Genomic DNA, 14,405 nt, shown 5'->3' on the forward strand with positions numbered 1-14,405 from the left:
GGCAGGAAACCTCATGACCGACGCGTTCGAACTCCCCAGCACCCTGGCCCATGCCCTTCAGCGCCGCGCCGCGTTGACGCCGGACCGGGTGGCCTTGCGCTTCCTTGCCGATACCCCGGAGCAGGGTGTGGTGTTGAGTTACCGCGACCTGGACGTGCGTGCCCGCACCATCGCCGCCGCGCTGCAGGCCGAAGCAGCGTTCGGCGAACGTGCGGTGCTGTTGTTCCCCAGCGGCCCGGATTACGTCGCGGCGTTCTTTGGTTGCCTGTACGCCGGCGTGATCGCGGTGCCGGCCTATCCACCGGAGTCCGCGCGCCGTCATCACCAGGAACGCCTGCTGTCGATCATCGCCGACGCCGAGCCGCGCCTGTTGCTCACCAGCAGCGATTTGCGCGAGCCCTTGCAAGCCCTCGAATCGGCGCCGCCGGTGCTGTGCGTCGATACATTGCAGCCCGGGCTCGCCGAGCAATGGCTGCCACCCACGTTGCAGGACGATGACATCGCCTTCCTGCAATACACCTCCGGCTCCACCGCCTTGCCCAAGGGCGTGCAGGTCAGCCACGGCAACCTGGTGGCCAACGAACTGTTGATCCGCCAGGGCTTCGGCATCGACCTGAACCCCGATGACGTCATCGTCAGTTGGCTGCCGCTGTACCACGACATGGGCCTGATTGGTGGGCTGTTGCAGCCGATTTTCAGCGGTGTGCCGTGCGTACTGATGTCGCCTGGCTACTTCCTCGCCCGGCCCCTGCGCTGGCTCGAAGCGATCAGCGAGTACGGCGGCACCATCAGCGGCGGCCCGGACTTCGCCTACCGGCTGTGCAGCGAGCGGGTCAGTGAGGCGGCCCTGGAGCGTCTCGACCTGAGCGGTTGGCGCGTGGCCTATTCGGGGTCCGAGCCGATTCGCCTCGACACACTGCAACGCTTCGCTGAAAAGTTCGCCCCGTGCGGTTTCACCGAGGCCAGTTTCCTGGCCTCCTATGGTTTGGCGGAAGCCACCCTGTTCGTGGCCGGCACGCCGCGTCGCCAAGGCATTCCTTCATTGCGGGTGGATGACGCGGCACTGGCGCACAACCGTGTCGAGCCGGGGCAGGGCAGTGCGGTGATGAGTTGCGGTGTCAGCCAGCCGGGCCATGCCGTGCTGATCGTCGAACCCAGCACGTTACAGGTGCGCGAAGACAACCAGGTCGGCGAAGTCTGGGCCGCCGGACCCAGCATCGCCCACGGCTACTGGCGCAATCGCGAAGCCAGCGCCAAGACGTTCGTCCAGCACGCCGGTCGCACCTGGCTGCGCACCGGCGACCTGGGGTTCCTGCGCGGCGGCGAGCTGTTCATCACCGGCCGCCTGAAGGACTTGCTGATCGTGCGTGGGCACAACCTGTATCCCCAGGACATCGAGCAAGCCGTCGAGCGCGAGGTCGAGGCGGTGCGCAAGGGCCGGGTGGCAGCGTTCGCGGTCGATGACAACGGTGAGGAAGGCATTGGCATTGCCGTGGAAATCAGCCGCAGCGTGCAGAAACTCCTGGCGCCCGACACCTTGATCAAGACCATTCGCCAAGCCGTGGCAGAGGCCTGCCAGCAAGCCCCGAGCGTGGTGGCGCTGCTCAACCCCGGCGCCTTGCCCAAGACGTCCAGCGGCAAGTTGCAGCGCTCGGCCTGCCGTGCCCAATTGGCGGACGGCAGCCTCGACAGCTATGCGCGGTTTCCGTCGCAGGCCACGGAGGCGGTCGCCGAGGCCGGGCCGGCAACGCCCCTGCAAACACTGATTGGCCAGCTCTGGTGCGAGCAGTTGCAGGTCGAACAGGTCCAGGCCGACGATCATTTCTTCCTGCTGGGCGGCAACTCCATCGCCGCGACCCAGGTGATTGCACGGTTGGGTGAAACCCTGGGGCTGGTGCTGAACCTGCGGTTGCTGTTCGAGGCCCCGACCCTGGCCGCCTTCACCGCCGCGGTGGCCAGCCTGCCCTCGGCCAATGGTCGGGCCCAGGACCCCATCGGCACCTTGGCGCGGCACCAGGCGCTGCCGCAGTCCCTGGCCCAGAACCGTTTGTGGATCACCTGGCAGCTCGATCCCGCGAGCGGCGCCTACAACATTCCTGGCGCCCTGCACCTGCGCGGTGAGCTGGATGAAGGGGCCGTGCGCGGCAGCTTCCAGCACCTGATCGAGCGCCACGAATCGTTGCGCACGCGGTTCCTGGAGCGTGACGGCGTTGCCCTGCAACAGATTGATCCGGCGGTTGAGTTCAACGTGCCGTTATTCGACCTGCGCGACCTGCCGAGGGAAGCGCGCGACGCCCGCGCACGCCAGATCCGAGAGGAGCAAGCCAGTGCCCCGTTCGACTTGGAAAAGGGCCCGTTGCTGCGGGTCCGCCTGGTGCGTCTGGATGACGAGGACCACCACCTGCTGGTGACGCTGCACCACATCATCGCCGACGGCTGGTCGATGAACATCCTGGTCGATGAGTTCTCGCGGCTATACGCCGCGGCCTGCCAGGGGCAGGACGCCGCGTTGGCGCCGCTGCCGTTGCAGTACGCCGACTACGGCAACTGGCAGCGCCAGTGGCTCGCCGAGGGCGAGGCCGAACGCCAATTGACCTACTGGCGGCAGCAACTGGGCGATGAACACCCGACTCTTGCGTTGAGCACGGATCATCCCCGCCGCGCCCACTCTCGGCGCAGTGCCGCGCGGCATGGCTTGCGCCTGGAAAAGGGCTTGAGCGATGCAGTGCGGCAAACGGCCCTGGCCCACGACGCGACGCCATTCATGTTGTTGCTGGCGGTTTTCCAGGTCCTGCTGCAGCGTTACACCGGCCAGGCCGATATCCGCATCGGCGTGCCCAATGCCAACCGGCCACGCCTGGAAACCCAGGGCCTGATCGGCTTCTTCATCAACACCCAGGTGCTGCGCGCACAGGTGGATTCGCGGCAGCCGTTCGCCGCGTTGCTGGGCCAGGCGCGGGAGGCCACCCTGGGCGCCCAGGCCCACCAGGACCTGCCGTTCGAGCAATTGCTGGAAGCGTTTCCCCAGGCTCGGGAGCAGGGCCTGTTCCAGGTGATGTTCAACCATCAGCAACGCGACCTGGGCGCCTTGCGTCGCCTGCCGGGGCTGCTGGCCGATGAGTTGCCGTGGCACAGTCGCGAAGCCAAGTTCGACCTGCAATTGCACAGCGAAGAGGATCGCCACGGCCGGCTGACCCTGTCGTTCGACTACGCCGACGAACTGTTCGAGGCCTCGACCATCGCTCGCCTGGCCGAGCATTACGGCAACCTGTTGCGCGCGGTCTGTGCCGATGCGCAACAAGCCATCGGCGAGCTGCCGTTGCTCGGCGCCGATGAATACGCCCAGCAACGGCAGTGGGGGGCGGCGCCGTGCGCGCCGGCCAGCCAGTGGTTGCCGGAGCTGTTGAACGAACAGGCCCGGCGCACGCCGCGGCACACGGTGCTACTGTGGGACGGCGGTCGCCTGGACTACGCCGAGCTGCACACCCAGGCCAATCGACTGGCGCACTACCTGCGCGACAAAGGCGTTGGCCCGGATGTCTGCGTGGCGATTGCCGCCGAGCGCTCGCCGCAGTTGCTCATCGGCGTGCTGGCGATCATCAAGGCCGGCGGTGCCTACGTGCCGTTGGATGCCGATTACCCGGCCGAGCGCCTGGCTTACATGCTGGCGGACAGCGGTGTCGAACTGCTGCTGACCCAGAGCGCCTTGCTCGATCGTTTGCCCGCCTGCGCGGGCGTCAGCGTCATCGCCCTGGACGCCCTGCACCTGGAGCAATGGCCGAGCAACCCACCGGGCCTGCACCTGCATGGCGATCACCTGGCCTACGTGATCTACACCTCCGGCTCCACCGGCCAGCCCAAGGGCGTGGGCAACACTCATGCCGCCCTGGCGGAGCGCCTGCAATGGATGCAGGCCACCTATGGGCTGGATGAAACCGATGTGCTGATGCAAAAAGCGCCGATCAGCTTCGACGTGTCGGTGTGGGAATGCTTCTGGCCGCTGGTCACTGGCAGCCAATTGGTGCTTGCCGGCCCGGGGGAACACCGCGACCCGCACCGCATCGCCCAGCTGGTGCAACAGTTTGGCGTGACCACGCTGCACTTCGTGCCGCCGCTGCTCAGCCTGTTCATCGACGAACCGTTGAGCGCCCGCTGCACCAGCCTGCGTCGCGTCTTTTGCGGTGGCGAAGCCTTGTCGGCCGAGCTGCGCAACCGGGCGCTGGCGTACCTGCCGGCTGCGCAATTGCACAACCGCTACGGCCCGACCGAAACAGCCATCAACGTCACCCACTGGCACTGCACCGAGGCCGATGGCGAGCGCTCGCCGATCGGCCGGCCGCTGGGCAACGTGCTGTGCCGCATCCTCGATGACGAACTCAATCCCGTGCCGGCCGGTGTGCCGGGCGAATTGTGCATCGGTGGCCTGGGACTGGCCCGGGGTTACCTTGCCCGCCCCGGCCTGAGCGCCGAGCGCTTTGTCGCCGACCCGCAGGGCGCGGCGGGCACACGGTTGTACCGCACCGGCGACCGGGCGCGCTGGAACGCCGAGGGCGTGATCGAGTACCTGGGCCGCCTCGACCAACAGGTCAAGCTACGGGGCTTTCGCGTCGAGCCCCAGGAAGTCGAAGCGCGGCTGTTGGCCCAGGCCGGTGTCGCCCAGGCTGCGGTGCTGGTGCGGGACACCTCGGCGGGCCCGCAACTGATCGGCTACTACACCGCCCCCGATGTCGCCGAAGACCAGGATGCCATCCACGCCCGGCTCAAGGCCGCGCTGGCCGCCGAGTTGCCGGACTACATGGTGCCGGCCCAACTGCTGCGCCTGGACGCCATGCCCCTGGGCCCGAGCGGCAAGCTCGACCGGCGCGCCTTGCCCGAGCCGCACTGGCAGGTGCGCGAACACGTCGAGCCGACCAGCGCCCTCGAACAGCAGATCGCCGGGATCTGGCGTGACGTCCTGGGGCTTGCACGGATTGGCCTGCGGGATGATTTCTTTGCCTTGGGCGGCCATTCGCTGCTGGCGACCCAGATCATCTCCCGCACCCGCCAGGCCTGCGACGTCGAGCTGCCGTTGCGGGCCCTGTTCGAGGCCAGCGAGTTGGGCGCCTTCGCCGAGCAGGTGCGCTTGATCCAGGCCAGCGGCCAGACCAACCGCCAGCCACCCATCGAGCAGGTCGACCGCAGCCAACCGGTGCCGCTGTCCTATTCCCAGCAACGCATGTGGTTCCTCTGGCAGATGGAACCGGACAGCCCGGCCTACAACGTCGGCGGCATGGCGCGCCTGCGCGGGGTGCTCGACGTCGGGCGCTTCGAGGCGGCGTTGCAGGCGTTGATCCTGCGCCACGAAACCTTGCGCACCACCTTCCCGAGCATCGACGGGGTTGCCCGGCAACAGGTGCACGCCGAGACAGGCCTGCGCATGGACTGGAAGGACTTCTCGACCCTGGCCGCCGACGTCCGTGAGCAACGCGTGCAGCAGCTGGCGGACAGCGAGGCCCACCGGCCCTTCGACCTGGAAACCGGGCCGCTGCTGCGCGCCTGCCTGGTCAAGACCGGCGAGCGTGAACATTACCTGGTGCTGACCCTGCACCACATCGTCACCGAAGGCTGGGCGATGGACATTTTCGCCCGCGAATTGAGCGCGTTGTACGAAGCGTTTGTCGATGACCGCGAGTCTCCCCTGGAGCCCTTGCCGGTGCAGTACCTGGACTACAGCGTCTGGCAGCGCCAATGGCTGGAGTCCGGCGAGCGGCAACGCCAACTGGACTATTGGACCGCGCAACTGGGCGACGAGCACCCGCTGCTGGAGTTGCCCGGCGATCGTCCGCGCCCGCCGGTGCAGAGCCATCGCGGCGAGCTGTTCCGTTTCGACCTCAGCGACGACCTGGCGGCGCGGGTGCGTGCCTTCAACGCCGAGCAGGGCCTGACCCTGTTCATGACCATGACCGCCGCCCTCGCGGTGCTGCTCTACCGCTACAGCGGCCAGACCGACTTGCGCATCGGCGCGCCGGTGGCCAACCGCATCCGCCCGGAAAGCGAAGGGCTGATCGGCGCATTCCTCAACACCCAGGTGCTGCGCTGCCGACTCGACGGGCAGATGACCGTGGGCGAGTTGTTCGAGCAGGTGCGGCACACGGTGATCGAAGGCCAGTCTCACCAGGACTTGCCGTTCGATCACTTGGTCGAAGCCCTGCAACCGCCACGCAGCGCCGCCTACAACCCGCTGTTCCAGGTGATGTGCAACGTGCAGCGCTGGGAGTTCCAGCAGCGCCGCACGTTGGCCGGGATGAGCGTCGAATACCTGGCCAACGACGCCCGGGCCACCAAGTTCGACCTCAACCTGGAGGTCACCGACCTCGATCATCGCCTGGGTTGCTGCCTGACCTACAGCACCGACCTGTTCGACGAGCCGCGCATCGCCCGCATGGCCGGGCACTGGCGCAATCTGCTGGAGGCGCTGCTGGCCGACCCGGCCCGGTGCCTGGGTGAACTGCCGCTGCTGGCCGCCGAGGAACAGCAACAGTTGCTCGACAGCCTCGGGGCCGAACCCGGTGAGCATCGTCTGGACCAGTGCCTCCACGGGTTGTTCGACAAACAGGTCCAGGCCCGTCCCGATGCGCCGGCCCTGACCTTCGCCGGGCAGACCCTGAGCTACGGCGAGCTGGATCGCCGCGCCAATCGCCTGGCCTGGGTGCTACGCGAGCGCGGCGTCGGGCCGCAGGTGCGGGTGGGCCTGGCGCTGGAGCGTTCGCTGGAGATGGTCATCGGCCTGTTGGCGATCCTCAAGGCGGGCGGCGCCTACGTGCCGCTGGATCCGGAGTATCCGCTGGACCGCTTGCACTACATGATCGAGGACAGCGGCGTCGGCTTGCTGCTCAGTGACCGGGCCCTGTTCCAGGCCCTCGGTCCGTTGCCCGAAGGCGTGGCGTGCTGGTGCCTGGAAGACGACAGCCCGGCGCTGGCGCAATACCCGGACCAGGCGCCGCCGTCGAACACCTTGCCGCAGCACCCGGCCTACCTGATCTACACCTCCGGTTCCACCGGCCAGCCCAAGGGCGTGGTGGTGTCCCACGGGGAAATCGCCATGCACTGCCAGGCCGTGATCCAACGCTTCGGCATGCGCCCGGACGATTGCGAGCTGCATTTCTATTCGATCAACTTCGACGCCGCCACCGAGCGCCTGCTGGTGCCGCTGCTCAGCGGTGCCCAAGTGGTGTTGCGGGCCCAGGGGCAGTGGGACGCCGAGGGCATCTGCGGGTTGATTCGCGCGTATCGGGTCAACGTCCTGGGCTTCACCCCCAGCTATGGCAGCCAGTTGGCGCAATGGCTGGCGAGCCACGGGCAAACCTTGCCGGTGCGCATGTGCATCACCGGTGGCGAAGCGCTGACGGGGGAGCACCTGCAACGGATCCGGGCGGCGTTCAGCCCGAGTCTGTTCTTCAACGCCTACGGCCCGACCGAAACCGTGGTGATGCCGTTGGCGAGCCTGGCGCCGGAGCGATTGGAGGAGGGCGTTGCGAGCGTGCCGATCGGCAGCGTGGTCGGCGCGCGGGTGGCCTACATCCTCGACGCGCACCTGGCGCTGGTGCCCCAGGGTGCCACCGGCGAGTTGTATGTGGGCGGTGCGGGGCTGGCCCAGGGGTATCACCAGCGTCCGGGCTTGACCGCCGAGCGCTTCGTCGCCGACCCGTTCGCCACCGATGGCGGGCGCCTGTACCGCACCGGCGACCTGGTGCGCCAGTGCGCCGATGGCCAGGTGGAATACCTCGGGCGGATCGACCACCAGGTGAAAGTCCGGGGGTTCCGCATCGAACTGGGGGAAATCGAAACCCGCCTGCTGGAACACCCGGCGATTCGCGAAGCGGTGGTGCTCGCCCTTGACCTGCCAGGAGGCAAGCAACTGGCGGCGTACCTGGTGAGCGATGTCGCCGGACAGGACGCCGGGCAACAGGCGGCATTGCGCGAAGCCTTGCGCGGCCAGCTCAAGGCACAATTGCCGGACTACATGGTGCCCACACACTTGATCCTGCTGGCGAGCATGCCGCTGACCGCCAACGGCAAGCTCGACCGCCGCGCTTTGCCGGCGCCGGACCCGGAGCTCAACCGCCAGCACTATGTGGCGCCGGCCAGTGCCCTGGAGCAGACCCTGGCGACGATCTGGGGCGAGGTGCTGAACGTCGCGCAGGTCGGCCTCAACGACAACTTCTTCGAACTGGGCGGCGATTCGATCCTGTCCATCCAGGTCGTCAGTCGTGCCCGGCAGCAGGGCATTCATTTCACGCCCCGGGACTTGTTCCAGCATCAGACCGTGCAGACCCTGGCGGCCGTGGCCAGCCATGTCGAGCAGGTGCGCGCCGAGCAGGGCCTGGTGAGCGGTGAGTCGGCGCTGACGCCGATCCAGCATTGGTTCTTCGAAACGCCGATGCCGAACCGTCATCACTGGAACCAGGCGCTGTTGCTGGAACCGACCAGCGCCCTCGATCCGCAGTGCCTGGAGCAGGCGCTGCGCAGCGTAGTGGAACAGCACGATGCCTTGCGCCTGGGCTTCGACGCCACCGCCGGACGCTGGCGCGCCGCACACCAGCCGCTGGCCGAGGCGCGGTGGCTGGAGTCTGTCGAGGTCACGTCCCTGGAAGCCTGCGAGAGCTTGTTCGCCGAAACGCAACGCAGCCTGGAACTGCCCACCGGGCCGTTGCTGCGCGCGCTGTTGGCGCAGTCGCCGGAGGGCCGGCAACGGCTGTTGATCGTCATCCATCACCTGGTGGTGGACGGTGTGTCGTGGCGGGTGCTGATGGACGATCTGCAAACCGCCTACCGTCAGGTGGCCGCCGGCCAGGCGCCGCAACTGCCGGCCAAAACCAGCCCGTTTCGTGACTGGGCGGCGCGCCTGCAGGCCTACGCCGGCAGCGAATCCCTGCGCGAAGAATTGGACGGCTGGCGAGACCGCTTGAGTGGCCCGGCGCAGGCGCTGCCGTGCGCGCACCCTGACGGCGGTCGCCAGGAGCGTCACGCGCAAACCGTCAGCGTGCACCTGGACCGCGAGCTGACCCGGCAACTGCTGCAACAGGCGCCGAGTGCCTACCGCACCCAGGTCAATGACCTGTTGCTCACGGCGTTGAGCCGGGTGCTGTGCCGCTGGAGCGGCCATGAGTCGGTGCTGGTCCAGCTCGAAGGGCACGGCCGCGAAGCGCTGTTCGATGACCTCGACCTGACCCGCACGGTGGGCTGGTTCACCAACGTCTACCCGCTGCGCCTGCGCCCCGAGGTCAACGACCTGGGGGCCTCGATCAAGGCCATCAAGGAACAGCTGCGCGCCGTGCCCCACAAAGGTCTCGGCCATGGCGTGCTGCGCTACCTGGCAGACGAGGCCTCGCGCGAGGCCATGGCCGTCTTGCCGCAAGCGTCGATCACCTTCAACTACCTGGGCCAGCTCGACCAGACCCTGGGCCACGACGCACTGTTCCGGGCGCTGGACGCACCCCTGGGGGCGATCCACGACGCCGACGCGCCGCTGCCCAACGAACTGAGCGTCGACAGCCAGGTCAGCGGTGGCGAGTTGGTGGTGCGCTGGACCTACAGCCGAGAACGCCACGACGAACACGCGATCGCGCACCTGGCCGAGGCTTACCTCAATGAGCTGCGGCAACTGATCGCCCATTGCCTCTCGGATGAAGCGGGCGGCCTGACGCCCTCGGATTTCCCCCTGGCGAAACTGACCCAGGGCCAGCTCGACAGCCTGCCGGTTCCCGCCGCGCAGATCGAGGACGTCTACCCACTGACGCCGATGCAGGAAGGCATGTTGCTGCACACCTTGTTGGAACCGGGCACCGGCCTGTACTACATGCAGGACCGTTACCGCATCAACAGCGAACTCGACCCGCAGCGTTTTGCCCAGGCCTGGCAAGCGGTCATCGCCCGGCACGAAGCCCTGCGCGCCTCGTTCTGCTGGAACGTGGGCGAAGACATGCTGCAAATCATCCACAAGCCCGGTCGCACGCCGGTGGATTACCTCGACTGGAGCGAGGTGCCGCCAGACCAGCAGGAAGCCAGGCTGCAAACCCTGCTCAAGGACGAGCGCGAGGCCGGTTTCGATCTGTTGAACCAGGCACCGTTCCACTTGCGCCTGATCCGGGTCGGCGCGGCGCGCTATTGGTTCATGATGAGCAACCACCACATCCTCATCGATGCCTGGTGCCGTTCGCTGCTGATGGACGATTTCTTCGAGCTCTACACGGCCCTCGGTGAGGGCCGCGAACCCCGGCTGGCCGTGCCGCCGCGCTACCGCGACTACATCGGTTGGTTGCAGCACCAGAGCCTGGCCGAGGCCCGGCAGTGGTGGCAGCGCAACCTGCAAGGCTTCGAGCGGACCACGCCGATCCCCGCCGACCGGCCGTTCCTGCGCGAACACGCCGGTGACAGCGGCGGCATGATCGTCGGCGACTGCTACACCCGCCTCGATGCCCGGGACGGTGCGCGCCTGCGCGAACTGGCCCAGGCCCATCAACTGACGGTCAACACCTTTGCCCAGGCCGCGTGGGCCCTGGTGCTGCGGCGTGTGAGCGGCGACCGCGACGTGCTGTTCGGCGTCACCGTGGCCGGGCGTCCGGTGGAACTGCCGCAGATGCAGCGCACCGTGGGCCTGTTCATCAACAGCGTCGCCTTGCGGGTGCAGATGCCCGAGGACCATCAGCGGCGCAGTGTGCGCCAGTGGCTCGACGGCCTGCTGGACAGCAACATGCAGTTGCGCGAATACGAATACCTGCCGTTGGTGAGCATCCAGGAGGCCAGCGAGCTGCCCAAGGGCCAGCCGCTGTTCGACAGTCTGTTCGTGTTCGAGAACGCGCCGGTGGAGGTCTCGGTACTGGACCGCGCCCGGAGCCTCAATGCCACTTCGGACTCGGGCCGCACCCACACCAACTTCCCGCTGACGGCGGTCTGCTATCCGGGGGATGACCTGGGGCTGCACCTTTCCTACGACCAGCGCTACTTCAACGAACCCACCGTCCAGGGCTTGCTGGCGGAGTTCAAGCGCCTGTTGCTGGCCTTGATGGACGGGTTCCATGGGGACATGGCCGAGCTGCCGTTGATCGGCGCCCAGGAACGGGACTTGCTGGTGCATGGCTGCAACCGGAGCGAGCGGGTCTACCCGCTGGAGCACAGCTACGTCGAACTGTTCGAAGCCCAGGTCGCGAGCCATCCGCAGCGCATCGCCGTCAGTTGCCTGGACGTGACGCACACCTATGCGCAACTGAACGCCCGCAGCAATCGCCTCGGCCATGCGCTGGTGGCCGCCGGCGTCGGTTTCGACCAGCCGGTGGCGTTGCTGGCCGAGCGGGACGCGGACCTGTTGGGCATGATCATCGGCAGCTTCAAGGCCGGCGCCGGCTACCTGCCCCTGGACCCGGGCCTGCCGAGCCAGCGCCTGGAGCGGATCATCGAGCTGAGCCGCACGCCGTTGCTGGTGTGCAGCCAGGCCTGCCGCGCCCAGGCGTTGGCCCTGCTGGACGCGTTCGCCTGTTCCGGGCGGCCGAAGCTATTGGTGTGGGAAGAGGTGCAGGCCAGCGCTGCGTCGGTGCAAAACCCTGGCATCTACAGCGGGCCGCAACACCTGGCCTACGTCATCTACACCTCCGGCTCCACCGGATTGCCCAAGGGCGTGATGGTGGAACAACGGGGCATGCTCAACAACCAGCTCAGCAAGGTGCCGTACCTGGCGTTGAGCGAAGCCGACGTGATCGCCCAGACGGCGTCCCAGAGCTTCGACATTTCGGTGTGGCAGTTCCTCGCCGGGCCGCTGTTCGGCGCGCGGGTGGACATCGTGCCCAACGCCATCGCCCATGACCCGCAAGGCTTGCTGCAACACGTGCAGCACCAGGGCATCACAGTGCTGGAAAGCGTGCCGTCGCTGATCCAGGGCATGCTCGCCCAGGACCGCATCGGCCTGGATGGCCTGCGCTGGATGCTGCCCACCGGCGAGGCGATGCCGCCGGAGCTGGCCCACCAATGGCTGTCGCGCTACCCGGCCATCGGGTTGGTGAACGCCTACGGTCCGGCGGAGTGCTCCGATGACGTGGCGTTCTTCCGCGTGGACCTGGCCTCGACCCGTGGCACCTACCTGCCGATCGGCACGCCCACCGACAACAACCGCTTGTACCTGCTCGACGGCGCGCTGGACCTGGTGCCGTTGGGCGCCGTCGGCGAGTTGTGCGTGGCCGGCACCGGGGTGGGGCGCGGGTATGTCAGCGATCCTTTGCGCACCGCGCCGGTGTTCGTGCCGAATCCGTTCGGGGCGCCGGGAGAGCGGCTGTACCGCACCGGCGACCTGGCCCGGCGGCGCCCTGACGGGGTGTTGGAGTACGTCGGGCGCATCGACCATCAGGTGAAAGTGCGCGGCTACCGCATCGAACTGGGGGAAATCGAGGCGCGCCTGCACGAACAACCCGAGCTGCGCGATGCGGCGGTGGGTGTGCAGGAAGGCGTCCATGGCAAGCATTTGGTGGGTTACCTGGTGGCCGCCGATACGGCGCTGAGCCCCAGTGAACGCCTGGAGCGTATCCAGCAGCGGCTGCGGGCCGAACTGCCGGAGTACATGGTGCCGCTGCACTGGCTCTGGCTCGAGCGCTTGCCACTCAACGCCAACGGCAAGCTCGACCGCAAGGCCTTGCCGGCCCTGGAGATCGGCCAGTTGCAAAGCCAGGACTACCAGGCGCCCGGCAATGAACTGGAGCAGACTCTGGCGGATATCTGGGCCGAGGTGCTGAAGGTCGAGAGGGTGGGGGTACGCGACAACTTCTTCGAGTTGGGCGGGCATTCGCTGCTGGCGACGCAAATCGCTTCACGGGTGCAAAAGGCCCTGCAACGCGAGGTGCCGCTGCGGGCGATGTTCGAATGCAGCACGGTGCAAGCGCTGGCCCGTTACATCGAGGGGCTGGCGGCCAGTGAAATCACCGGGGAGAAGGTGGATCGGCTGAATGACTTGATGGCCGAGCTGGAGGGGCTGTAGGGCGGCGGTGGCGGTGAGGGCCTCTTCGCGAGCAAGCCCGCTCCCCCTCCAGGCTCGTGAACACTGGGCCCCTGTGGGAGCAGGCTTGCTCGCGAAGGCGGTCGTGCGTGATGCGCCGCAACCCGAGGTTGACGCCTCGCTTTGCACGGCCCAGTCTCTCCAGGCCTTTTTCATTCACACAAGGAGGTCACCGATGCCTTTTGCGACCGTTGACGGACAACCGCTTCATTACCTGGATCAGGGCCATGGCCCGGTGGTGCTGCTGGGCAGCAGCTATTTGTGGGACCACACCATGTGGGCGCCGCAGATCGAGGCGTTGTCCCGGCATTACCGGGTCATCGCCCTGGACCTGTGGGGCCACGGCCAATCCGGGCAATTGCCCGAAGGCATGACCTCGCTGGACGACCTGGCTCGCCAGGCATTGGCCTTGATGGATCACTTGCAGGTCGACGGCTTCGACCTGGTGGGGCTGTCGGTGGGCGGGATGTGGGGCGCGCGGCTGGCGCTGGCGGCGCCGACGCGGGTCAAGTCCCTGGTACTGATGGACACCTACGTGGGCGTCGAGCCGGAGCCGACCCGCCAGTACTACTTCTCGCTGTTCGACAAGATCGAAGCCAGCGGCAGCATTCCCGAACCGCTGTTGGACATCGTCGTGCCGATCTTCTTCCGCCCTGGCATCGATCCGCAGTCCTCCTTGTACCAGCAGTTTCGTGCGACCCTGGCGGCGCTGCCGACCGAGCGCCTGCGCGACAGCATCGTGCCGCTGGGCCGGATCATTTTTGGCCGGGACGACATCCTCCCGCGCCTGACTGAACTGGACGCCGGGCGCACGTTGGTGATGTGCGGCGACCAGGACAAGCCGCGCCCGCCGTCCGAAGCGCTGGAGATGGCCGAGCGGATCGGCTGCCCCCACGTGCTGATCCCGGAAGCGGGGCATATCTCCAACCTGGAAAACCCGGAGTTCGTGACGCAGGTATTGTTGGAGTTCCTGCGCCGCTGACCTTGGCTTTCGCGAGCAAGCTCGCTCCCACCATTAATGGGGGATGTTCACACAATCTGCGCCTGGCGAAGATCCCCTGTGGGAGCGGGCTTGCCCGCGAAGGGGCCCGCCCGGCCAGCATCACCGGCACAGACAGACCGCTATCGCGAGCAAGCTCGCTCCCACCATTAATGGGGGGTGTTCACACAATCTGCGCCTGGCGAAGATCCCCTGTGGGAGCGGGCTTGCCCGCGAAGGGGCCCGCCCGGCCAGCATCACCGGCACAGACAGACCGCTATCGCGAGCAAGCCCGCTCCCACCATTAATGGGGGGTGTTCACACAATCTGCGCCTGGCGAAGATCCCCTGTGGGAGCGGGCTTGCCCGCGAAGGGGCCCGCCCGGCCAGCATCACCGGCACAGACAGA

General features: G+C 67.4%; 2 protein-coding genes. Both read left to right on the forward strand.

The window, feature by feature from the left end; all coding sequences use genetic code 11:
• Positions 1-13: 13 nt before the first annotated feature.
• On the forward strand, positions 14-13,000 hold the full coding sequence (locus tag AD664_RS11650; RefSeq protein ID WP_053146667.1) for a non-ribosomal peptide synthetase: 12,987 nt from the start codon (positions 14-16) through the stop codon (positions 12,998-13,000).
• A gap of 193 nt (positions 13,001-13,193) precedes the next feature.
• A complete protein-coding gene (locus tag AD664_RS11655; protein WP_053146669.1) occupies positions 13,194-14,000 on the forward strand; it encodes an alpha/beta fold hydrolase in 807 nt (268 codons plus the stop codon).
• Positions 14,001-14,405: the final 405 nt, after the last annotated feature.

The organism is Pseudomonas sp. P97.38 (assembly GCF_001269745.1).
Classification (GTDB): domain Bacteria; phylum Pseudomonadota; class Gammaproteobacteria; order Pseudomonadales; family Pseudomonadaceae; genus Aquipseudomonas; species Aquipseudomonas chlororaphis_E.